At 74.3% G+C, this 23,339-nt stretch carries 16 protein-coding genes; 10 read left to right on the top strand and 6 right to left on the bottom strand.

Going from position 1 to position 23,339, the window contains the following annotated elements:
• Window positions 1-126: 126 nt before the first annotated feature.
• Together HUT06_RS04160 and HUT06_RS04155 are read left to right on the top strand one after the other, a co-directional pair.
• Window positions 127-1,140, top strand: a complete 1,014-nt coding sequence (locus HUT06_RS04160) for a diiron oxygenase (RefSeq protein WP_217711187.1) — start codon at window positions 127-129, stop codon at window positions 1,138-1,140.
• Window positions 1,140-2,621, top strand: a complete 1,482-nt coding sequence (locus HUT06_RS04155) for an FAD-dependent oxidoreductase (RefSeq protein ID WP_176194484.1) — start codon at window positions 1,140-1,142, stop codon at window positions 2,619-2,621. Before HUT06_RS04160 ends, HUT06_RS04155 begins: the two co-directional genes overlap by 1 nt.
• Here the strand turns inward: HUT06_RS04155 and HUT06_RS04150 are convergent.
• The 3 genes from HUT06_RS04150 to HUT06_RS04140 all read right to left on the bottom strand — a co-directional run bounded on the left by HUT06_RS04150 (window position 2,611) and on the right by HUT06_RS04140 (window position 8,476).
• Window positions 2,611-3,369, bottom strand: a complete 759-nt coding sequence (locus HUT06_RS04150) for a TetR family transcriptional regulator (RefSeq protein ID WP_176194483.1) — start codon at window positions 3,367-3,369, stop codon at window positions 2,611-2,613. The genes HUT06_RS04155 and HUT06_RS04150 overlap by 11 nt on opposite strands.
• Before the next feature lie 75 nt (window positions 3,370-3,444).
• A complete protein-coding gene (locus HUT06_RS04145; RefSeq protein WP_176194482.1) occupies window positions 3,445-6,831 on the bottom strand; it encodes a CHAT domain-containing protein in 3,387 nt (1,128 codons plus the stop codon).
• A gap of 16 nt (window positions 6,832-6,847) precedes the next feature.
• Entirely contained in the window at window positions 6,848-8,476 is a 1,629-nt protein-coding gene (locus tag HUT06_RS04140; RefSeq protein WP_217711186.1) for a WD40 repeat domain-containing protein, read from the bottom strand.
• A 310-nt stretch (window positions 8,477-8,786) separates the two neighbouring features.
• On the opposite strand from HUT06_RS04140, the gene HUT06_RS04135 reads away from it, so the two are divergent.
• From HUT06_RS04135 to HUT06_RS04100, 8 genes are all read left to right on the top strand, one after another.
• Window positions 8,787-9,152, top strand: coding sequence for a hypothetical protein (locus tag HUT06_RS04135; protein ID WP_176194480.1), 366 nt, complete (start codon window positions 8,787-8,789; stop codon window positions 9,150-9,152).
• A 4-nt stretch (window positions 9,153-9,156) separates the two neighbouring features.
• The gene (locus HUT06_RS04130; protein WP_176194479.1) at window positions 9,157-10,068 is read left to right on the top strand and encodes a hypothetical protein; all 912 of its coding nucleotides are present in this window, start codon (window positions 9,157-9,159) and stop codon (window positions 10,066-10,068) included.
• A 197-nt stretch (window positions 10,069-10,265) separates the two neighbouring features.
• Entirely contained in the window at window positions 10,266-11,879 is a 1,614-nt protein-coding gene (locus tag HUT06_RS04125; RefSeq protein WP_176194478.1) for an alkaline phosphatase, read from the top strand.
• Between the two features lie 113 nt (window positions 11,880-11,992).
• Window positions 11,993-13,093 carry an FHA domain-containing protein gene (locus HUT06_RS04120; RefSeq protein WP_176194477.1) on the top strand — a complete coding sequence of 367 codons (1,101 nt, stop codon included), beginning with the start codon at window positions 11,993-11,995 and terminating at the stop codon, window positions 13,091-13,093.
• Between the two features lie 118 nt (window positions 13,094-13,211).
• Window positions 13,212-14,579, top strand: a complete 1,368-nt coding sequence (locus tag HUT06_RS04115) for a hypothetical protein (RefSeq protein WP_176193777.1) — start codon at window positions 13,212-13,214, stop codon at window positions 14,577-14,579.
• Window positions 14,576-15,865 (top strand): hypothetical protein, encoded by a 1,290-nt coding sequence (locus HUT06_RS04110; protein ID WP_176194476.1) that lies wholly within the window; start codon window positions 14,576-14,578, stop codon window positions 15,863-15,865. Before HUT06_RS04115 ends, HUT06_RS04110 begins: the two co-directional genes overlap by 4 nt.
• Window positions 15,862-17,868: a vWA domain-containing protein gene (locus HUT06_RS04105; RefSeq protein ID WP_176194475.1), complete on the top strand. Its 2,007-nt coding sequence runs from the start codon at window positions 15,862-15,864 to the stop codon at window positions 17,866-17,868. Before HUT06_RS04110 ends, HUT06_RS04105 begins: the two co-directional genes overlap by 4 nt.
• A gap of 1 nt (window position 17,869) precedes the next feature.
• Window positions 17,870-19,693, top strand: coding sequence for a protein kinase (locus HUT06_RS04100; protein WP_176194474.1), 1,824 nt, complete (start codon window positions 17,870-17,872; stop codon window positions 19,691-19,693).
• Between the two features lie 69 nt (window positions 19,694-19,762).
• Here the strand turns inward: HUT06_RS04100 and yjfF are convergent, their stop codons facing one another.
• Genes yjfF through HUT06_RS04085 form a run of 3 tightly spaced genes read right to left on the bottom strand, consistent with a single transcriptional unit; the run spans window position 19,763 to window position 23,336 of the window.
• Window positions 19,763-20,779: a galactofuranose ABC transporter, permease protein YjfF gene (gene yjfF / locus HUT06_RS04095; protein WP_176194473.1), complete on the bottom strand. Its 1,017-nt coding sequence runs from the start codon at window positions 20,777-20,779 to the stop codon at window positions 19,763-19,765.
• Window positions 20,776-21,825 carry an ABC transporter permease gene (locus HUT06_RS04090; RefSeq protein ID WP_176194472.1) on the bottom strand — a complete coding sequence of 350 codons (1,050 nt, stop codon included), beginning with the start codon at window positions 21,823-21,825 and terminating at the stop codon, window positions 20,776-20,778. Before HUT06_RS04090 ends, yjfF begins: the two co-directional genes overlap by 4 nt.
• Window positions 21,822-23,336 carry a sugar ABC transporter ATP-binding protein gene (locus tag HUT06_RS04085; protein ID WP_254714970.1) on the bottom strand — a complete coding sequence of 505 codons (1,515 nt, stop codon included), beginning with the start codon at window positions 23,334-23,336 and terminating at the stop codon, window positions 21,822-21,824. The genes HUT06_RS04090 and HUT06_RS04085 overlap by 4 nt, the downstream gene beginning before the upstream one ends.
• Between the last annotated feature and the right edge of the window lie 3 nt (window positions 23,337-23,339).

Raw genomic sequence — 23,339 nt, 5'->3', positions numbered from 1 at the left:
CGGGCTCATCCGTGCCCGACACCTTGCATGGGACACAGCGTCTCAGTAAATTCCGGGGCAGAGCCGGGCCCGCGGCACCGGCCGTGCCGCGGGCGAGACGGGATCCGCCACGACGAGGAGGTCTCGATGACGCTGCCCACCCACACCGGGCCCAAGACCACCGGAGCCGACACGTTCGACCAGGAGTACCTCGACCTGCTGCGGACGCTCTCCGAAGGGTCGGTGCACCGGCGCTTCGACCCCTTCCTCGACATCGACTGGGACGCCCCCGAGTTCGCCCTCGACCCGGACGACCCCCGCTGGGTGCTGTCACCGGAGATCGACCCGCTGGGCGCGACGCGCTGGTACCAGGAGCTGCCGCTGGAGCGCCAGATCGAGATCGGGAAGTGGCGGATGGCCAACTCGATCAAGGTCGGAGCGGCGTTCGAGAGCATCCTGATCCGCGGAATGATGCAGTACATCATGAAGCTGCCCAACGGGTCGGCCGAGTTCCGCTACTGCCTCCACGAGATGACCGAGGAGTGCAACCACATCCAGATGTTCCAGGAGCTCGTCAACCGGATCGGCGTGGACGTGCCCGGGATGCGGCCGTGGTTCCGGCGGCTGTCGCCGCTGATCGGCGTGGCGGGCGGCTACCGGCACGTGGTCCTGTTCATCGGGATCCTCGGGGGCGAGGAGCCCATCGACCACTACCAGAAGGCGCTCATCCGGTCGGGCGAGAGCATCCCGCCCGCGATGCTGCGCACGATGGAGATCCACATCGCCGAGGAGGCGCGGCACATCTCGTTCGCCGGCGAATTCCTCCGGGTGCACGTCCCGCGGATGAACCCGGTGAACCGGGCGCTGTGCGCGCTGGTGTTCCCCCTCGCGATGCGCTGGCTGGCCGGGGAGATCATGACGCCGCCGCGCTCGTTCGCCAAGCAGTTCGGCATCCCGCGCGAGGTGTACCGGGAGGCGTTCTGGCGCGGCCCGCACTCGCGCGCGATCCTTTCCGGGTACTTCGGCGACATGCGCAAGCTCGCCGCCGACCTCGGGCTGATGACGCCGGCCGCCAAGCGGCTGTGGAAGGCGCTGCACATCGACGGGAAGCCGTCGCGGTACCGGGGCGAGCCGCACCGCGAAGCGCGCGGGCTCGCCTGATGCCGCACGTCGTCACGCAGTCGTGCTGCGGCGACGCGTCCTGCGTCTACACCTGCCCGGTCAACTGCATCCACCCGACACCGGACGAACCGGACTTCGCGACCGCGGAGATGCTCTACATCGACCCGGCCGCCTGCGTCGACTGCGGCGCGTGCGTGTCGGCGTGCCCGGTGGACGCGATCAAGCCGCACACGAAGCTCACCGAGGACGAGCAGGACTTCCTCTCGGTCAACTCCGCGTTCTACGACGCCCCGCGGTCCCGGCCGCTGCTCGCCCCGGTGGTGCCGCCGCTGCGGGTCCGGGGCCGGCCCGCGCCCCTGCGGGTCGCCGTCGTCGGCTCCGGACCGGCCGCGATGTACGCGGCCGACGAGGTGCTGACCGTCCCCGGCGCGCGGGTCTCGATGTTCGAGCGGCTCCCGATGCCCTACGGCCTGGCGCGGACGGGCGTCGCGCCCGACCACCGCCGCACCCGCAAGGTGGCCGGTCAGTTCGACGCCATCCGCGCGCAGGACGGCCTCGACCTGCACCTCGGCGTCGAGGTCGGCAAGGACGTGACGCACGGCGACCTCCTCGCCCACCACCACGCGGTCGTCTACGCGGTCGGCGCCTCGACGGACCGGCGGCTCGACGTCCCCGGGGCCGGGCTGCCCGGCACGGCGTCCGCCACCGAGTTCGTCGCCTGGTACAACGGCCACCCTGACTTCGCCGACCGGACGTTCGACCTGTCGCACCCCCGCGCCGTGGTGATCGGCAACGGCAACGTCGCGCTGGACGTCGCCCGGATCCTCACCGTCGACCCGGCGTCCCTCGCCGGCACCGACATCTCCCCCGCCGCGCTGGACGCCCTGCGCCGCAGCGCCGTCGAGGAGGTCGTGGTCGTCGGCAGGCGCGGACCCGCGCAGTCGGCGTTCACCCTGCCCGAGCTGATCGGCCTCCGCTCGACGCCCGGCGTCGGCCTCACCGTCCCGCCGGACGACCTCGGCCCCGAGAGCGCCGCCGGCCCCAAGCTCGACGTGCTGCGCGGCCTCGCCCCGGACCCGTCCGCGCCGCGCCGGATCGAGCTGCGCTACCTGCTCTCCCCGCTCCGGATCCTCGGCGACGACCGTGCCGAGGGCGTCGAGTTCGGACGCAACGCGCTCACCGAGAACGGCGTCGAGCCGACCGGCCGGACGGAGACCGTGGACGCCGGGCTGGTGCTGACCGCGATCGGCTACCGGGGCCTGCCCGTCCCGGACCTGCCGTTCGACGACGCGACCGGCACCGTGCCGAACGAGCACGGCCGCGTCCTCGACCCGGCGACCGGCCGGGCCGTGCCGGGCACGTTCGTCGCGGGCTGGATCAAGCGCGGCCCGACCGGTTTCATCGGCACGAACAAGTCGTGCGCGCAGGAGACCGTGCGGGCGCTGGTGGACGACTTCAACGCGGGCGTCCTCGCCGATCCGGAGGCGCGCCGGGACCGGCGCCCCGCGCTCACGCCGTGACGCCGCTGACCGCCCCCGCGCCGCTCGCCGCTCCCGCGCCGCCGCCCGGTCCCGTGCCGGTCATCCGCTCGACGACCGTCCGGAGTTCCGCCGCGGGGTCGATGACGAGGCCCAGCGACCGGGCGGCACCGTCCAGCATGAACCACGCGTAGGTGGCGAGTTCGGCCACGATCTCCGCGCGCGGCCTGCGCGGGGCCGGTTCGCGCACCCACTGCGTCAGCATGCCCTCGACCATCGTCACGATGGCCAGCGGGAGCGACTCCAGGCCGCCGTCGTCCAGGTCGAACGACGCCAGGAACGCGGCGATGACCTCGTGCGCCCGGACCGCGATCCGGCCCCGGAGGCTGCTGACCGCGTCGCCGCCCGCGTCGTCGTCGTGCGTCGGCCCCTGCCGCATGAAGTCGTGCAGGCGGGGATGCTCCGACATCCAGCCCGCGACCGTGTCGACGGACCTGCGGAGGATCTCCTCGACCGAGCCGTGCGAGACGTCGAGCTCGGCCGCCATCGCGCTCGCGAAGTCGTCCACCAGGTAGGACCTGATCCGGCGGTCGAGGTCGTCGCGGTCGGCGAACCGCCGGTACACGACCGACTTCGCGAGCCCGGCCCGCTTCGCGATCTTCTGTACCGGGATGTGCGTGCCGGGCGGGGACTCCTCCAGGAGGTCGACGGCGGCGCGCAGGATCATCAGCTGGCGCGCGGAGTTGTGCTCCTCCCAGCGCGCCTGATACCCGCTCTCCGAACCCGCCATCAGCTCCCTTTCGCACCGGTCGATCGACCTACCGACTCTACCGACCCCGCCGCCGCGCGGCCCCGCCCCCCGGCGTCAGGGGCCACTGTGGACGAGGGGCGCCCAGAGGGCGGGGTCGCTATGGTGACGGGCGCGCATTCCGAGGGTGACCTCGCGGAGGGCGGACGCGGCGGCGTCGGCGGACGGCACCTCCGGCAGCGCCGCGTAGAAGGCGGTGGCGGCTTCGGCGGCGGCAGCGTCGTCGACGGGCCAGAGGCTGGCCACGACATGCCGGAACCCGGCGAGCTGGAAGGCCGACGCCAAGTGCAGCACCTCGTCGGCGTAGCGGACGCCGTGGTCGGCGGTCGAGCAGGCCGACAGGTACGCCAGCTCCGCCTCCGCCGGCCGTAGGCCGCCGATCTCGGGGAGCGTCAGCGTCCGGTCGTGCAGGAGCAGGCCGCCGACCGCCGGTGAGACGGGGTTCGCGACCGCGTGGCAGGCGAAGTGCGCCCACGTGGCGCTGTCGAGGGCCGTGAGGACGTTCGCGGCGGTGGCGCCCGGACCCGTCAGCATCGCCCCGCCGAGGAGGGACGCCTCCGCCGCCGCTCCGGGCAGGTCGGCATGGCCGGGGGTCTGCTCCAGCACGACCGTCAGCGGTTCCCGGCGGGTGGCGGGCGGGCGGTTGCGGGCGTCCCTCAGTGCCCGCAGCGATGGGACGAAGGACGAGACCATGACGTCGAGCGCGCCGGCCTCCCCCGGCACCTCGGCGGCGTGCAGCGGCAGCAGCCCCAGCGCGCCGGTCGGCAGCCACCAGACGCGGTGCGGTCCCGGCCGGGGCGGGCCGAGGGCGTCCGCGACGGGGCCGACGGCCGTCCGCCACAGCCAGGCCAGGACGCCGCGGACGGTCCGCCGCCGCACCATCATCCGGCTCAGCGACCCTCCGCCGGACAGCGCCGCGAGCAGCACGGTGACCTGCTCGGCCACGGCGGCGTCCCGGAGTTCCGGCAGCGGGACGCGGACGGACGGACGGTCGGCCGTGACGAGGACGGCGTCACCACCCTCCGGGCCCGCGTTGACCAGGACGACGGTGCCTCCGGCTGCGGCGGCGCGCAGGTCGTCCAGGCGCGGCGCCGCCTGGAAGCGCTCCAGCCCGGGCAGGGCGCGGATCCGGCCCAGCAGCGTGTCGTGGTCGTGCCACCAGCGGCGGCGCTCGTCCACGCCGAAACCGGGGGTGGCGAGCCGCTCGCACACCCACTGGAACCGGTCGGCGAGCCGAGCGTCGCGGTCGTGGAGGTCGGCCGCCCCCGCCCGGGTGCCCGCCTGCGCGGCCAGCAGCACGCCCCGGCCCAGCTCGGCGAACTCGACGGCGCCCGCCGGGTCGCCGCGGCCGCAGTGCGCGGCGACGCCCGCGGCGACCAGGCCCGCGTGGGCGCCGATCCGGTGCTGCTGGTCGGCCCATCCGGCCTCGCGCGGCGCGACGGACGGCAGCAGCGCGGCGGCGGCGTCCAGCAACTCCACCGCTTGGCGGCCGGCCCCGGAAGCCTGGGCGAGCAGGCCCGCCGCATGCCGGGCCGCGACCCGGTCGGCCGGGGACGCGGTCGGCTGCTCGTCGTCCAGCCCGGCGAGGTCGTGGATCCGCTCCACGGGCGGAGCGTCGCCGCCGCGCTCCACCCTGGCCTGGTACGCGCGGCACAGCCCGGCCGCCGCCTGTGGCCGGTCGGGGTGGCCTGGCGGCAGGCCGTTCCAGGCGCGTTCGGCGAGGTCGACGGCGGCGGCGAGGTCGCCGGGGGAGCCGCCGGCGCGGTACCGGGCCAGGCGAGCCGCCGCCAGATCGGCCCACCGGCGCGGGAGTTCGGCGTCGTCGGCGGGCGTCCGGGCGACGGCCCGGCCGCCGAGGATGATCGCCCGGTCGAGGGCCCTGGTGTCTCCACTGCCCTGGTACCGGGTCCAGTACGCGGCGGCGAGCCGGGCGAGCCGGCCGGCCAGCGCGAAGTCGTCGGCGGCCGTGGCGCCGACCGCCCGCTGGCCGAGGTCGATCGCGCGCTGGAGGTCGTCGTCCGAGGCGATGGTGCCGGAGCGGAGCCGGTAGGCCTCGCCGAGCATCGACCACCGTGCCGGAAGGCTTCCGGGCGAGGCCAGGCTCTCCTCTCCGGCTTCGACCGCCCGTGCGATGTCGGTGAGCACGCCGGTCCGCGTGTACCGGGTCAGGTGGACGGCGGCGACGTGCGCGGCGGCCGGGCCGCGCGCCGGATGCCCGGCCGGGACGGCGGCCAGTGCCCAGCCCGCGACCGTGGCGGCGCGGTTCAGGTCGTCGAGTGAGCCGGTCGCGATCGAGCGGCGGTGCAGCGCGTCGGCGAGGCTCCGCAGGACGATCGGGCGGCGCCGGTCGTCCTCGGGGAGCGTTTCGAGGGCGTCCCCGGCGAGGACGACCGCACGGTCGAGTTCGTCCGGGTCGCCGGTGCGGCGCTGCCTGCGCAGCACGGCGGTGGCGGCGTCCGCCAGGTAGACGCCCCGGTCGGGGTCGTCTTCGGGCGCGGACGCGGCGACCTGTTCGGCCAGGTCGGCGGCCCGGTCCAGGTCGGCGCGCGACCCGGTCCGCTCGTGCCTGCGCAGCAGCACCGCGCTCAGCTCGGAACGCCATGCCGGACGGGCGGCGTCCTCCCCGGCTGCGGTGAGGGCGCTCTCGCAGAGGCGCACGGCGGTGTTGAGATGCCCGGAGTCGTCGCTGTGCTCGAACAGGAGCCGGTGGGCGGTACCGAGATCGGCGAGGACGTGCGGCCCGCCGTCGTCCTGCGCGACGCGTTCGAGCAGGCGGATGCTCCGCCGGAGGTCTTCGGGGTCTCCGCGCAGCCTGTACCGGCATCGGTAGGCGGCTGCGAGGGCCTCCCATGCCACCGCTGTTTCGGGGTGGCCTGCCACGGCCTTTTCCCCGGCGGTGACGGCCTTGTCCAGATCGTCCGGTGAGCCGTCCCGCTCATGGCGGAGGCGGAGCGCCGTGCAGAGCGCCACCTGCCGCGAGACGTCAGCGGGCCTGCGCGCCGCCGCGGGGGTCATGAGGGCGATCGCGGCATCGATCAGCACCGGATCCCCCGAGGGGGAGCGCAGCATGGCATGCGCCGCAGCAGCCTGGACTTCGTCGTCGGACGCCCGGCCGAGCAGCGGACGCATCGGCGGCGGGACCCGGCGGCGGTCGGCGGCGACGGGCGCGAGCGCGACCACGGCCCGCGCGAGATCGACGTCCCCCGGCGCTCCCCCGCGAAGGCGGTGCCGCTCGTAGTGCAGCCGCGCCAGCAGGACGCTCGCCTGCGCGTACGCGTCGATGAGCACCGGCGACGCCGTCGCCGTGTCGACGGCGCGGACGTTCTGCCACAGCCCCTCGGCGTACTCGGCGGCCTCCGCGCCGAGCGGCAACGCCCGGTCCCCGGTCGCCTCGTACTCCGCCAGGAGGTCTGCGAGCTTGGCGGACAGATCGTCCAGCGGCATCGTGGAAGCCCGCCCGCTACCAGTGCAGGTTCAGCAGCAGGGCGCGTGCCGGATGGTCGTTCTGGCGAGCCGCCGCCAGCACCAGCCCGTCGCCGGGACGCGCCACCAACTCGACCGGCTGGTACAGGCCGCTCGCGCCGTGGTCGAGCCGCACCAGTTCCGTGCCCGACTCGACCTCCCACGCCAGCGTCAGCGGCCCGCTCGTCGCTGCGGCCACGACCCGCAGGTCCGGCAGGACGCCGAGGGCGACGTCGGCGGAGCCGGCCGGGTCGACGGGGAAGGTGCGCAGGAGTTCGCCGGTGAGGCCGTCCCAGACGTGCACCGCCGATCCGGAGGCGGCCGCGACCCGGAAGGAGCCGTCCTCCAGCGTGGCGAGCGCCACCTTCGGCGTGGCCGACATCGCCCGCGACTCCAGCGGGAACTCGTGCGTCTTCGCGCCCGTGTCGGCGTCCCACACGTGGACGGCCGGGCGCACCGGGCCGTCCGACGCGGCGGCGACGCGGGTGTGCCCGTCCGCCAGCACCGCCGCCGCGACCGACCAGACGATCTCGACGCCGGGCGGCCCGACCGTGAAGCAGGCCCGCTCGCGGGCGTACTCCGCCGACCACACCCGGACCGTCCCGTCGTCGCTCCCGGAGACCAGCGAGGGGACCTGGCCCGGCGGGCACGCCCACGCCACCGCGTTGACCGCGCCCCGGTGGTCGCCGATCTCCTGGAGGGCGGCGCCGTCCTGCGCCGACCAGACCCGGACGAGGCGGTCCTTTCCGGCGGTCGCCAGGACGGCGGTGCCGTCACCGGTCACGGCCAGCGCGACGTCCAGCACCCACTCGGTGTGGCCGGAGAACGTGCGCGCCGCCGCGCCGTCGCGGAGGTTCCACAGGCGGGCCGCGTCGTCGTGCGCGGACGCGAGCACGGTCCGGCCGTCGGGCAGGACGGCGAGGGCCAGCGCGTTCGGGCCCGGCCCGCCGGCGGCGTCCGGCCAGGCGGGCGGCGTGACGTCGCGGACGTCCACCCGCGCGGGCGCCCAGTCCCGCGCCTTCCCCGTGGCGGCGCGGACCGGGCCGGACGGTGCCGGCCCGTCCGGCGTCGGCGCCCACTCGGACCGGGGCCGGCCGTAGACGTAACGCCACTCGTCGGCGTCGGCACTGGCGATGACCGACCCGTCCGGAAGGGCGCTGAGGCCCGCGGGCATCTCGGGACGGCCCTCGATCGGCGCCTCGAAGTCGACGCCGTCGAGATCGGTGTCGCGGTACGGGAGTTCCGGGTCCTCGTTCGCCCGGACGATGTCCACGTACCGCCGCACGGCGGTGTTCTCGTCCGGATAGTCGACGACCCGGTAGTCACCGCCCGGATCCATGTTCTCGATGACGGCGAACCGCCGCACGCCGTCCTTGGGATCGTCGTACCGCGCGACCTCGATCGAGCCTCCGAGAAGCGCGTGCGTCTCCGTCTGCCGCAGCGTCGTCCCGGCATTGATCGCGGAGTGGAGTTCGTCCCAGAGGGCGTCCTTCAGTTCGCCCCAGCATTCGTACAGGCAGGAGCCGCCGGTGTCATAAATGACCCGGGAGCCGTCGTCCCCGCACACCCGGCGGAACGGCTCGGCGTCGACCGCCGTCTCCTCCCACCGCCCCTTGTGGCGCCGCATTTGCGCCTGGACCGCCCGCCACGCCTCCCCCTTGCCGGGAAACGCGCGAACGCCGAAGCCCTGGTGGCGCACATACCAACCACCGGAGCCGAGTTCACCGACCTGGATATGGACAGGCCCCTCAATCGGATTGTGGTCGCGCAGAACCCACTGCATCACCGGAGAATGACCATCGTCCAATGCGAAGTTCCAGAACCCGTCGCCGGCCACGCCCGCGATCCTAACCACGCACACCTTCCCTGTACGCGACGCCGGGAAAGATACCGGGAAACGGCCACCGGCCGACCGGGCGCGGATAGCGTTCTCGCCCGTGGACGAACAGAACGACCAGAACGACGAATTCGCCGAACGCCGAGCGCTCGGCGCGCTCTGCGACGACCTCCCGGCGCTGCGGGAGCAGTGCGCCGACGACCCCGACCGGCTGCTGCTGTCCCGCATCGAGGCCGCGGCCCGCGCCCGCCGCCCCGTCCGCGCGCTGCTCGCCGACCTCGTCGGCGGCGACCCGGGCGGCGCGGCGCGCGGGCCCGCCACCGGCCTCCCCGGCGCCGGGCCCGGACGGGCCGACGAGGAGATCTTCGGCTGCCCGGACGGGGCCTGCGACCGGATCGCCGACGGCGTGCCCGCCGGCCCGTTCCCGCGCTGCCGCGTCACCGGCCTCCCGATGGCCCCGCGGTGACGGCGTGAACGCCTTCTTCACCGAGCTGGCCAAGAAGCTCGCCGAACGCTGGGTGGGGCTGCTCGCCGTGCCCGGCCTGCTGTTCGTCGGCGTCGCCTGGGCCGGGGCCCGGCTCGGCTGGGCGCACGCGCTCGACCTCGCCATGCTCCGCGCCCAGGTCACCGCCCTAGGGACGGAGCAGGGCAAGCTCACCGTTTCAGCGCAGATCCTCACGGCCGTCTGGCTGCTGCTTGCCTCATGCGGGATCGGCCTCGTCGTCCAGGCGCTCACCGCACCCGTCCGCGCCCTATGGCTGGGCCAGTGGCCGCGCGGGCTGCACGGCCTGCGCGACCGGCTCACCCGAGCACGGACGAACCGCTGGAACGCGCACGTCGAAACGCGCCGCGCCCTGCAACGCGCGCACCCCGCCGCCGAGCGGACGCCCGCGCAGCAGGCCGCCATCGACACCGCCGCCGACCGCGCCAACCGGGTCGCCCTCGCCCCGCCGGCACGTCCCACCTGGATGGGCGACCGCGTCGCGGCCGTCGAGCAGGTCGCGCAGAACCGCTACTCCCTCGATCTGGCGTTCGCCTGGCCCCGCCTGTGGCTCGTCCTGCCCGACGCCGTCCGCGCCGACATCTCCGCCGCGCACGGCCAGTTCGCCGCGACCGTCGTCACGTTCGCCTGGGCGATCCCGTACGCGGTGCTGACGGTGTGGTGGTGGCCGGCCGCGGTCGTCGCGCTCACCGTCGCCCTCACCGGCTGGACGCGCGCACGCTCAGCGCTGGCCGAGCTCACCGACCTCACCGAAGCGGCGCTCGACCTGCACGGACGCACCCTCGCCACGTCCCTCGGGACGTCGCCGCCCGAGAGCACGGGCCCCCTCTCCCAGGACGAGGGCCGGGCCGTCACCCGCCAGACCCGCAAGGGACGCTGACCCGCTCACTCCGACCAGATGCGATAACAGCTGATCTGTTAACACCTTGTTCGCGTCTAGCACTGCGATGTTCACAAAACAAGACGTTATATTTTCCCGCGCGCCGACCTATGATCAGCACCGGTCAGCCAGCGGCGCCCGCCCGCCCCCGTGGCGGAGGGGCCGCCCCGCTCTGCCCCCGAGCACAGGAGGTCCGCATGTCTCCGCACGTCACCAACCAGTTCTCGCGGCGAAAGTTCCTCGGCTGGAGCGGGGCCGGCGCCGCCACCGTGCTGCTCGGCACCGGCGCGCTCGGCGCGTCCGCCGCACACGCCTACACGTTGCGCAAGTCTGGTCTCTTCACATTGGGCATCGCATCGGGCGACCCGTCCCCGGACGGCTTCGTGCTCTGGACCCGGCTGGCCCCCGACCCGTTCGCCGCCGACGGCAAGGCCGGGATGCCCGACCGCCGCATCAAGGTGGAGTACGAGGTCGCGCACGACGCGGGGTTCCGGCGGATCGTCCGGCGCGGCGAGGCCGTGGCCGCGCCCGAACTCGGCCACTCGGTGCACCCGGAGATCTCCGGCCTCGCCCCCGGCCGCGAGTACTTCTACCGCTTCCGCGCCGCCGGGGAGATCTCACCGGTCGGCCGCACCCGCACCATGCCCGCCGCCAGGTCGCTCCCGCGCGAGCTCTCGTTCGGCGTCGCGTCCTGCCAGGCCTGGCAGGACGGGTACTTCACGGCCTTCGACCACATGGCCGACGAGGACTTCGACCTGATCGTCCACCTCGGCGACTACATCTACGAGTACGAGCTCACGAACAACAACCGGCGCGGGGTGACCGTCCCGCCGCAGTTCGGCACGGAGACCTTCGACCTCGCCCGGTACCGCCTCCAGTACTCGCTCTACAAGGCCGAGCAGCCGCTGCAGCGGGCGCACGCGCAGTGCCCCTGGATCCACACCCTCGACGACCACGAGGTGGTGAACGACTGGGCCGACGACACCGTCCTCATGGGCCGCGACCCGAACCCGGACCCGGCCGAGTTCGCCGCCCGCAAGGCCGCCGCCTTCCAGGCGTTCTACGAGAACCTGCCGCTGCGCCGCGCCCAGATGCCGGCGGGCCCGGACATCAGGCTGCACCGCCGCGTCTCCTACGGCCGGCTCGCCGACTTCACGATGATCGACACGCGCGGCCACCGCGACATCCAGGCCTGCTCGTACGGCAACGGGACGGGCCGCACCTCCTCCTGCGACGAGCGCTTCGACGCCGCCCGCACCATCCTCGGCGACGAGCAGCGCCGCTGGCTGCTGGACGGCTTCGCCCGGTCGCGGGCCCGCTGGCAGATCCTCGGCAACCAGGTCCCGATGGGGGAGACCGACTGGGACGCGGGCCCCGGCAAGGACGTGTGGGTCGACCCGTGGGACGGCTACGTCGCCGACCGCGACAAGGTGCTCGCCGCCGCGCACGAGCACGGCGTCCGGAACCTGGTGGTGCTCAGCGGCGACCGGCACCAGAACTACGCGGTCGACCTCAAGCGCGACTACGACGAGCCCGGTTCGCCGACGGTCGCGACCGAGTTCGTCACGACGTCCGTCACCTCCGGTGGCGACGGCGCCGACATGGACGACCTCGGCCGCAGGTTCCTGGCCGCCAACCCGCACATGCGGTTCTTCAACGCCCAGCGCGGCTACATCAGGGTGAACGTCGACCGCGACGCCTGGCGCAGCGACTTCCGCGTCCTGCCCTACGTCACGCGACCGGGCGCCCCGGTCTCCACCCGAGCGTCCTTCGTCATCGAAGACCGGAAGCCCGGAGTCCAGCCGGCCTGACACCGCGGGAACGCCCCGTTTCGGATGGCCTCGTCGTGATACCGCGGATAAAATCCGGCGGCACGAGCGCTTTACGCGCCCGAACGGCGATCACTGAACCGGGGTGTTGCGCGGTGGGCCGCTGGGATGCCGTTATCGATGTCTCGAACGTGTGCTGGTCGGCGCACCTGCCGCCACTCGGGCGGCGCGCCCCGCGCTGGCACCGGCTGGAACTGGTCATGGCCGCGTGGCGCGAGCGGCACGGGGACGGCGTGCGCTTCGACCTCGTCGCGGACGACTCCCTGGTGCGCTCCCTCGACGACGTCCGGGAGTTCCGGCGGCTGACAGGGTCCGGGGCGCTGGTGACCCGGCCGGTGGCCGACTCCCTGATCCTGGAGCGGGCGCGGGACCGCGGCCTGCACGTCATCACCCGCGACCACTACGTCGACCACCGGACCGAGCACCCTTGGATCGAGCGGACCCCCTCCCGGTTCCACTGCTGGAGCACCGAGGAGGGGGCCGTCCGGTTCGCGCCGCTCGGCATCAGGCCGTGCAGCCGGCAGACGGTCTCGGCGGCGCGGGAGGGCAAGGACCTCAAGCAGGCCCGCCTGGATCTCAGGAACCCGCGGCACCGCCGGATCCTGGAGACCCGGTGGAGGTGCGCCGACGAGGAGTGCGTGCAGGCGGCGCACTGGCAGGACCAGCTGCTCGTCTGGCCGTCCCTGAACCGGGCCGGGGACGCCATGTGCCCCTCCTGCCGGAGCCCGCTGGTCGGCCTCGGGCCGCGCGATCCGCTGTTCGAGGTCGTGGTGGAGGAGCGCACGTCCGGCGCCGAGATCACGCGGTTCCCGCTGGAGGCCGGCCAGCCCGTGGTCGTCGGGCGCGGCGCCGCGCTCAAGGGCGTCGACCTCGCGCTGGACGGGGCCGCCCACCGCGACGCGCTGAAGAAGGTCAGCCGGCGGCATCTGCTGTTGCATATGGGCGCCGACCGGCGTCTTTCCGCCACCGATCTCGGGGCCACGAACGGCACGGATGTGGAGTACCGGACGGAATCGGGTTTCCAGGCACCGAAGGCGGTCCGGCCGGGGAAGGACGTCTTCCTGGGTTACAAGGACCGTCTCGTGCTCGGCGGCGCCGTGACCCTCCGCCTCTCCGGCCGGCGTTTCAGCACAATGGCCGAATCAGCCCATCCGTCCCGCCCGGAAATAGACGGATCCGAAACCCTCATCGGCTGACTTCCGGGTTTTTCGGAAGTAGTAGCTTTAATGCACTTAGCGTCGTTACGCTTTCCCGGTGTTGATGAGCCTGACCCGAGTGGGGGCCGCACGGCAGGCTGTGAGCAGGGGTCTCGTGGTGGCGGGGGCGGATCCGGAACGGATCGGACGCGCCCTGGCCGCCGTCCCCCTGCCGCGCCTCGGCGGGATCCCGCTGACCGTGGCCCCCCAGGAGCGGACCGCCGGCCTGCTGCTGCTCAGCGGCCCCCTCACCTGGATGGGCGGCCCGGACGCCCGGGACGAGGCGTTCGCCGCGCTCGGCCGGGCCACGGCCCAGCTCGCCGGGGCGGCCCGGTCGGCGGGCGGGCGGCTGCTCCCGACGGCGGTGACGCTGGGGGACGCCCCGCCGGTGCTGGGCGGCGACCTGCACGAGCTGGAGGTCCTCGACGCCTCCGAGCAGGAGGTCCTGTGCAACGTCCTGCGCCGGTACGTGCCCGTGCTCGTCGCGCTGTCCGGGCGCGGCGTGGTCGGTACCGGCGTGCCGGTCGACCGGGTGGGATCGCGTCGGCTCATCGAGTCCACCGAGCACCTGGCGACCCGCTACCTGGCATCGACGTCGCCCCGGCACCTGGAGCACGTCCGGGCCGAACTGCGGCGGGGCGGCCTGGCGCGGCTGGAGCAGATGGACGTCGCGCCCGTCGTGCATCCGGACGGCACGCGCACCGTCCTGGTCCGGTGCCTGGACGCGCAGGCGTCGCTGGCGGCGACGCGGGCCCACGCGGTCCTGCTGTGCGCGCTCGCGCTGCACGCGCGGCGGCTCGTCCGGGACGGGCGCCGCGAAGGGCACGTCTCGCAGCGGCTGCTGGAGGAGAACCGGGCCCGCGCGATCGCGGACGGCATGCGCGCCTCGCTCGGCGTCGACAACGCCAGACCGGGCAAGCAGGCCGGGGGACGTGACGGGGGCCCGCCGGCGGAGCGGCCGCGCCGCCGGGCGCTGCTCGCGGCGCGCGACCTGCTGACCGAGCGGCGCGCCGAGATCGGCAACATCGACGCCACCGCGGCCGAGCTGGCCCCGCTGCTCATGATGATCGACCTGCCCGGGCTGGGGGTGCCGTTCCGGCGCGCGGACGACGTGCTGCGCCGGTGGGCGTGCGGCGGGCCCGCCGCACTGGAGGCGAAGCTGCTGGAGAGCCTGTGCGACGGCGGCGACGGGGAGTCCGGCGGCTCGGTCGTCGGCGAGCTGCGCGCGTCGCACCCGGGCAAGATCGGCCTGATCCTGGAGTCGTGGCGCACCGCGCTCAGCGCCCCGCCGACGCCGGCGCGGGGCGGGCGCAAGCCGCCTTCCGGCCGCGGCAAAGGCGGCAGCCCAGGGCGAGGCAAGGGCGGCGCCGGACGCGGCAGCGGCAGCGGGCGGGGCGGCGCCGGTCGTGCCGGCGACGGCGGGCGGGGCGGCGCCGGGCGCGGCAGGGGCGTCTCCGGGCAGGACAGAGGCGAGGGCGGGAGATGACCGAGAACCTCACCGGCGACATCGACATCGTGCTGGACCTCCGCGGCTACCGGCCTACCGTGACCGAGGCGAAGGACTTCGGCGCACTCTGGGACCAGCTCGAACCCGCCCTCGTGGGCAGGGACCTGAGCGCGAGCCCCGTCTTCTACCTGGACACCCCGTCGGACGGGTCCGTGGGCATCCAGATCGCGCGGCTGCGGCCGGGCGGCGCGGGCGCGGTGCGGCCGGAGACCCGGTTCAACGTCGTGGCGGTGCGGGAGCGCCCCCGGCTGCGGTACCGCTGCCGTGTGTGCGCGGGCCAGGGCACCGGCACCTACGGGCCGTTCGTGTGCCCGGAATGCCGGCAGGGCGGGGCGGACGACCGGATCTGCGACGAGCACGTCGTGGTGCTCGCCGGGGCGCTGACGTCCACCTGCCCCGAGCACCGGCCCGGCTGCGCCCACGGGGGCTGTCCGGCACCGGCCACGTTCCGCTGCGCCGGGGACCGCTGCCGCAGGCGGACGGCGTGGTGCGACGCGCACCGGCGCGGCCATCCCAGCGACCCCGACATCGACTACTGCCGCGCCTGCTACGACGTCCACTTCCCCGTCTGCGAGGAGCCGTCCTGCCGGGGCGTCGGGACGGTCGCCTGCGAGTTCGTACTGGAGACGGCGACGGGCCGCCAGTGCGGCCGCCGCTCGTGCACCCGCCACGCGCACCGCTGGCAGGTGTACGGCGGCGAGCGCGTCGGGCTCGGGCTGTGCCGGCAGCACCGGGGGCGGCACGGGATGACGGCGGACGACGTGCTCGCCCAGATCGTGGTGGCCTCGGCCGTCCGCCGCCCGGCCATGCGCCCGCCGTCCCTCGCGGGCTTCGCACACAACCTCCGCAACGCCGACCACCGCCGGCTCGCCGTGGACTACCCGGCCATCAACGCGCGCCTGGCCGGGCTCTACACGGAGCTGAAGCGCACCAAGGTGCGGGTGAGGGACGCCGACCGCCACCTCGCGGCCTGGAACCGGCAGGTCGCGGCGGAGAACTCCGCGTCAGCCGAGGGCGAGCGCATCCTGGAGCGGCTGCGGGCGCTCGTCCGCCAGTACGACCGGCGGTACGGGGAGCCGATCGCGGCAAGCCTGCGGCTCGTCCAGTACAAGGCCGCGACCGCGCAGCGGCCCGGGCTGCTCTTCGTGGACGTGGCCGAGGAACTGCGCGGCCTATTCGCCGGGAAGGGGCGGCGGCACCTCATCGCCTACAGCGACCAGCTGGGGCTCCAGGTCAGGCTCGAAGGGGGAGGCGGACGCCGATGAGCCGCGCGTTGCTGGACTCCGGGTCGGGACGGCTCGTCCTCGTGCCCGATGGCGGCCCGATCGGCTTGGACATGGTCGGCGTCCCCATGTCGCTCGGCGCCGGCCACGCCCTGCTCACGGTCGAGAACGAGACGACGGGCCGGGCCGCGGTCCGGCTGTCGCCGCTGCCGCAGGTGCCGGACGGGGCCCTCGCCGTGGGCCGCGGCCTCGCCGCGAACCTCGGCGTCGACGCGGGCGAGAAGCGCTGGCGGCTGGACGCCGCCGAGCCCGTCGACGCCGCCCGCCTCCGCGTCGAGCTGCTCACCGAGGACTCCATCGACGCGGTGGTGTCCGGCCTCGCCGCCGCCGGGCTGCCCGGCCGGGTGCTGTGGCACGGCACCGGGGACGAGACCTACCTGTGGGTGGACGACGTCCCGTACCGGGTGCGGGCGATCGACACCGGCGGCCGCACCGACGTGGTCGCGCGCATCACCGAGCGCACCGAGCTGGAGCTGTTCGCGGCGGGCGTCCGCAGCGGCGTGGACATCGTCATCCTCGCCGACTGCAGCGGCTCGATGGGCGTGGACGACATCGAGCGGTACGGCGAGGGCGCGGCGCCCGCCGGAAGCTTCGGCGGACGGCTCCCGGGGCGGCCCGCCGCGCACGGCGGCCGGATCAGCCGCACCCAGGCGCTCCGCCAGGCCCTGTACGACCTGCTGGAGGTCCGGCTGAAGGTGAACGGGCGCGTCTCCCAGGTCGCGCTCGTCGACTTCACCGAGCGGACCGCCGCCCGGTTCCCCCGCGACGGCGGCATGGTCGAGCTGGACGGCTCGTCCCCGCCGGAGCTGATCAACGAGTTCCGGGCGGCGATCGCCGTCCTCGCGGCCCAGGACGGGCGCGGCACCGACATCGGCAACGCGCTGCACGAGGCCGCCAACCTGCTGTACTACAGCGGCCGCCCCGACAACGAGAAGCTCATCGTGCTCGTCAGCGACGGCGCCCACTGGACACCGCGCGGCGACCAGGGCACGGGCGAGGTCGTCCGGGCGTCCGAGGAGCCGGTCAGCCTGATGGCGCACCTGCACGCCAACACCGGGATCAGGCTGCACGCGATCGGGATCAGCACGCCGGAGCTGTACCGGCGGTGGGCGGCGGCGAACGGCTACGCGCTCAACCCGGTGCTGAACCCGAACCACGACCTGCTGGAGCAGCTCGTCGCCGTCGGCGGCGGCGACCCCACGGCGATCGGCGGCCTGGACGTCCTCGCGGCGTACTTCTCCGGGCTCGGCGCGGGCATCACGCGGACCGTCCGGCTCGACCGCGCGCCCGCGCGCCGGTCCGGCGGGCCCCTGCCCGCCGAGGCCGCCGCCGTCCTCGCCAAGCTCGGGCGGGGCGCGGCGGACGGCGCCACCGCCACCCGGGGCCGGCTGGCCTCCGAGCTCGGCGAGCTGGTGGGGCGGTGCAACACCGAGGCGGCCCGGATCTACGGCAGGCCGCTGTTCGACTCGGCCAAGGCCAAGAAGACCACCCAGCGCGCCATCGAGAGCGGCGGCTCCGAGGAGCGCGACCTCGTCTACCTCAGCCGCGACGTGGACGCGTTCAAGCCGGCGTCGCCGCCGCCGGGGACCCGGGCGTCCCTGCTCGACCGGCACGACGACCTCGTCCGCTACCTCGACGGACTCCGCGCGGTGGGCGCCGGCGGGACCGCCGACTACGCGGCGCTGAACCGGCTGGTCGGCGCGGCCGTGCACGATCCCGGGAACGCGATCGAGATGGCCTCGGAGCGCCTGCTCGGGCTGCTGCGCGGCTGGTACGAGGCCGCCGCCGCCCACGAGCCCGTCCGGCAGGCCGTGCCGGGCGCCGCCGGCACGGGCCCGACCGGGACGGGCGGGGTGCTCGCACCGTCGGGGCCGGGCGGCGCGGCGGCCCCGGGCGGCGACCTCGACGGCACGACGTCCCCCGGAGGCGGCTCGGCCGCGGCCGGGGGCTCGGCCGCGTCCGGCGGCTTCCGGTTCCGGGACTGACATGTCCGAGTGGTTCTCCGGCCCCCGGCCGGGCTGGCGCGTCGGCCCGGACCACAGCCCGGACGAGTACACGCTGGTCGAAGCCGTCACCCGGGGCGGGGAGGGCGATGTGTGGCTCGCCCGCCGCATCCAGCCGGACGGCCGGCAGCGCGGCGGCGACTGGGCCGTCAAGATGCTGCTGACCGGGCACCCGGCCGTCACCCGGCACGGCGACGATCCCGAGACGCTGCTGCGCACGTGGAACGACCGCTGGTACAAGAGCCACCTGGACAGCAGCGACCTGCACGCCGTCCCCGGCGTCGTCGTCCCGGCGCAGATCTTCGGCGGCCCGGCGCCGCACCCGCCCGGCGAGGCGCCCCTCGACCCGGCCGGCGCGGCCCCCGGCGGAGAGCGCGGCCTCTACATGGCCACCCGCTGGGTAGAGGGCACCGACCTGCGCAGGTGGCGGGAGGCCGCCGCGCCCCGGGACCTGCCGAACGTCGTCACCGAGGTGTGCCGGATCGTGGACGCCCTCCACGACCTCGGCCGCGTCCACGGGGACATCTCGCCCGGCAACATCATGGTCGGGCCGGACGGCCGGGTCTCGCTCATCGACTTCACGTTCATGCGGTTCACCGAGCTGTCCCGGACCACGGCCGCGATCACCCGCGGGTTCGGCGCGCCGGAGGCGGCCGAGGAGTCCACCGAGCGCACCGACGCGTACTCGGTCGGCGCGGTCGTCTACCACCTGCTGACCGGGCAGCAGGTCCCGACGGCGGCGTCCGGGCTGCCGGCGCGCGACGCGGCGCGGGTGGCCGAGCGGGTGCTGGACCGCCACGGCTGGTCGCGCGAGGTCGCGGACCTGGTCACGGCGGCGCTGTCGCCGGATCCGGCCCGGCGGCCGGTGCCGCTGCGCCCCTGGGGGCATCGCCTCGGCGCGCTGCTCGCCGCCGAGGCGAGCCAGGTGACCTGCGTGGACGTGGTGAGCGACGTCCGGGACGGGCGGATCACGGTGACGGGGTCGCTGCTCGGCCTGGCCGCGTCGGGCCCGTGGCGTCCCCCGCCGGACGGCCCGCGCGCCGTCGCGCGCACGGCGGCCGTGCTCGACGGGACGGGACGGCTGGTCGTGCTCGCCCTCGACCCGCAGGACGGCCTGTGGGCGGCCTTCGACGGCCGCTGGCAGCGGGTCACGGAGCGTCCTGTGCACGGGCGGCCGGCGGTGGCGCGGGCCTGCGACGGCGGCGTGGTCTGCGTCGCGCTCGGCCCCGAGCAGGTCCTGGCCTTCGACCTCTCGCCCGGTGAGACCGGCTTCCGCGAGCGGGTCCTGAAGGAGGGCCTCCGGACGGACAGCGCTGTGGGGCCCGCCATCACCCGGCCGGACGGACCCCTCGTCGTCCTCTACCGGGAGGGGCCGGAGCTGTTCGCCATCACCGACGGGCTCGTCGAACCCGTCCTCGCCGAGCTGCGGCCGAAGGCGGCGGCGCTCGGCATCAGCCAGTGGGGGGACGTGGAGGTGCTGGCGGTGGACGGCACCACCGGCACCCTCGTGGCCGTCGAGCAGCTCTCTGGCGGATGGGCGCCGCCCATGACGGTGCCCTGCCCGGTGCCCATCGACGACCTCGCCGTCCTCGACCACCGGGAGGGCCGCACCATCGCCGTCGCGGGCCCCCAGGGCGTGTGGGTGATGACCACCGGCGGGCCGTGGGAGCCGCTGGACGCCCGTCCCGCCGAACGCGTCGTGCTCCGGCCGACGCGGAGCTGGCAGATGCAGCTCGCCGCCCTCGCCGGCGGCCAGGCGACGTGCTGGGCCGAGGACCACACGAAACGGTGGGTCCCGCAGGACTGACGCGGCCCGGTCAGGTGGCGGCGGTGCGGGTGCGGCGGCGGGCACGGGTTGCCAGTCGCTGAGGGGCCGTCAGGTGGCCGCCGCGCGGGTGCGGCGGCGGGCGCCGATGAGGCGCTGGAGGGCGATGAAGCCGAACAGCAGGACGCCGATGGCGATGCGCGTCCACCAGGAGCTGAGGGTGCCCTCGAAGCTGAGGATGGTCTTGATGACGCCGAGGACGAGGACGCCGAGGACGCTGCCGACGAGGTAGCCCGAGCCGCCGGTGAGGACGGTCCCGCCGATGACGACGGCGGCGATCGCGTCGAGTTCCATGCCGATCGCGTGGGTCGGGTCGCCGGACAGGGTGTAGAGCGCGAACAGCACGCCGCCGAGCGCGGAGCAGAAGCCGCTGATCGCGTACACCTGGATCTTCGTGCGGCCGACGGGCAGGCCCATCAGCATCGCCGACTGCTCGTTGCCGCCGACGGCGTAGACGTTGCGGCCGGTGCGCGTCCACTGCAGGACGACGGCGCCGACGGCGAACACCACCAGAGCAGTGACGGCGCCGTAGGAGAGGTGGTCGCCGCCGGGGAAGTGCAGGGAGTTGAGTGCGAGGGTGTCGAAGAACGAGTCGTCGATGGAGATCTGGTTCTCGCTGAGCGTCAGGCACAGGCCGCGCGCGAGGAACATTCCGGCGAGCGTCGCGATGAACGGCTGCACCTGGAACACATGGATCATGTAGCCCATGGCGGCGCCGAACAGCGTCCCGAAGGCGAGCACCAGCGGGATGACGGCCGGCGCGGGCAGGTGCAGCTTCATCGTGCCGATCGCGCACAGCATCCCCGACAGCGCCACCACCGACCCCACGGACAGGTCGATGCCGCCGGTCAGGATCACGAACGTCATGCCGACCGCGACGACGATGAGGAACCCGTTGTCGATGAACAGGTCGAGGAAGACCTGGGTGGTGCCGAAGTTCGGGTAGCGGATCGCCCCCGCCGCGAACGCGGCCACGAACAGCCCGAGCGTCACCAGGACGGGCACGTGCCTGCGGCGCGGCACGAGCACCCTTCCGCGAAGAGCCGCACCGGCGAGAACGGCACTCATGCTGTGACCTCCTGCTTGGACGTGACGGGCTCAGGACGCGCGGGCCTTCGGCGGCGGGCGAACTTGGCGCGGAAGGCGGGCGACTGGAGGAGGCACACGATCGTGACGACGACCGCCTCGAAGACGAGCGTCGTGCGCGGCGGGATGCCCGCGGTGTAGATCGTGGTGTCGAGGGTCTGGATGATGAGCGCGCCCACGACCGTCCCGGCGAGGGAGAACCGGCCGCCGGTGAGCGCGGTGCCGCCGAGGACGACGGCGAGGATCGCGTCCAGCTCGATCCACAGCCCGGCGTGGTTGCCGTCCGCCGACAGCGTGTTGGAGCTGATCATCAGCCCGGCGATCCCGGCGCACAGCCCGCAGAACGCGTACGCCAGCACGATCAGCCCGGCCGCGCGGATGCCGACCAGGCGGGACGCCTCGGCGTTGCCGCCGACCGACTCCAGCAGCATGCCGAGCGCGGTGCGCCGGGTCAGCAGGACGGTCGCGGCCAGCGCGATCGCCACCAGGATGATCGCGAACGGCAGGCCGAGCCAGTAGCCGCCGCCGATCATCTTGTAGTCCTGGTCGTTGATCGTGATGATCTGGCCGCCGGTGATGAGCTGGGCGACGCCGCGTCCCGCCACCATCAAAATGAGCGTCGCGATGATGGGCTGGATGCCGAGGCGCGTGACCAGCAGCCCGTTCCACATCCCCAGCAGCAGCGACGCGATGACGGCGGCGGCGATCGAGACGACGAGGCCCTGCCCCCTGCTGATCAGGTAGCAGGCCAGCGCGCCGGAGATGGCGACGGTCGCCCCGACCGACAGGTCGACGCCGCCCGTCGCGATGACGACCGTCATACCGAGCGAGACGAGGACCAGCGGGGCGCCGAACAGCAGGATGTCGATGAGGCTCCCGTACAGGTGGCCCTGCCGGACGTGGATCGCCAGGAAGCCGTGCGTGAAGACGACGTTCCCGAGCAGCAGGACGACCAGCACGGTCACCGGCCAGAACAGCGTGCTCCGGGTGAGGGCGGCGAGTCGGGAGAGGGATTGCGCCCGGTTCATTCCTCCGCGTCTCCGTTCGCGATGGTCTGCAGGATGCGTTCGGGGGTCAGCGACCCGTCGTTGCGGAGTTCGGCGACGAGCCTGCGGTCGCGCAGCACCTCGACCTTGTGCGAGATGCGCAGCACCTCCTCCAGCTCGGCGGAGATGAACACGACGCCCATGCCGTCGCGGGCCAGCGACACCACGAGCCGCTGGATCTCGATCTTGGCGCCGATGTCGATGCCGCGCGTCGGCTCGTCCAGGATGAGCAGCTTCGGCCGGGTGATGAGCCAGCGGGCGAGCAGCACCTTCTGCTGGTTGCCGCCGGACAGGTTCCGCACCGGGACGTCCGGGTCGGGCGGGTGGATGCGCAGCGCCTTGACGTACTCCTCCACCAGCTCGTCGCGGCGGCGCCGGCCCAGCGGGCGGAGCCAGCCGCGCGCGGCCTGCAGCGCGAGGACGATGTTCTCCGCGACGGTCAGGTCCATGACCAGGCCGTCGCCCTTGCGGTCCTCGGGGCAGTAGGCGACGCCCCGGTCGATCGCGGCGCGCGGCGTCCGGATCGAGACGGGGCCGTCGGCCGTCCGGATCCGGCCGCTGTCGGCGTGGTCCGCGCCGAAGATCAGCCGGGCCAGCTCGGAGCGGCCGGAGCCGAGCAGGCCCGCGAACCCGACGACCTCGCCCGCGCGCAGGTCGAGGTCGGCCGGGGCGATCGCGCCGCTCCGGCCGACCCCTTCGAGCGCGAGCAGCCGCTCCCCCTCGGGGGCGTCGAGCGAGGTCTCGTCGAGTTCCTCCAGGGACGCCAGCTCCTGCCCGGTCATCTTCGCGACGAGGTCGAACCGGCTCAGCTCACCGATCGGGTACTCGCCGACGAGGCGGCCGTTGCGCAGCACCGTCACCCGGTCGCAGACCTCGTAGATCTGCTCCAGGAAGTGCGAGACGAACAGGATCGCGACGCCGTCGTCCTTCAGCCGGCGCATGACGTCGAACAGCCGCCCGACCTCGCCGCGGTCGAGGCTGGACGTCGGCTCGTCCAGGACCAGCACCTTCGCCTGGAGGTCCACCGCCCGGACGATCGCGACGAGCTGCTGCACCGCGAGCGAGTACGAGCCGAGCTGCGCGGTGACGTCCAGGTCGAGGTCGAGCCTGGCCAGCAGTTCGGCGGCGCGGCGGTTGATCGCGCCCCAGTCGATGCGGCCGGACCGGCGGCGCGGCTGGCGGCCGATGAAGACGTTCTCCGCGACCGACAGGTTCGGGCAGAGGTTGACCTCCTGGTAGACGGTGCTGATGCCGAGCCGCTGGGCGTGCAGCGGCCCCTGGACGAGGGTGCCGCGCCCGTCGATCGCGACGGTCCCGGCATCGGCCCCGTAGACGCCGGTCAGCACCTTGATGAGGGTGGACTTGCCGGCGCCGTTCTCCCCCATCAGCGCGTGCACCTCGCCGGGGAACAGCCGGAACGCCACGTCGTCGAGGGCCTGGACGCCGGGGAACCCCTTGGAGATGCCGTCCATCTCCAGGACGGGAACGGTCATGGC

The organism is Actinomadura sp. NAK00032 (assembly GCF_013364275.1).
Taxonomy (GTDB): Bacteria; Actinomycetota; Actinomycetes; order Streptosporangiales; family Streptosporangiaceae; genus Spirillospora.
Note: the sequence above shows the minus strand (reverse complement) of the source record. Positions and strands in the feature narration are given on the sequence as shown.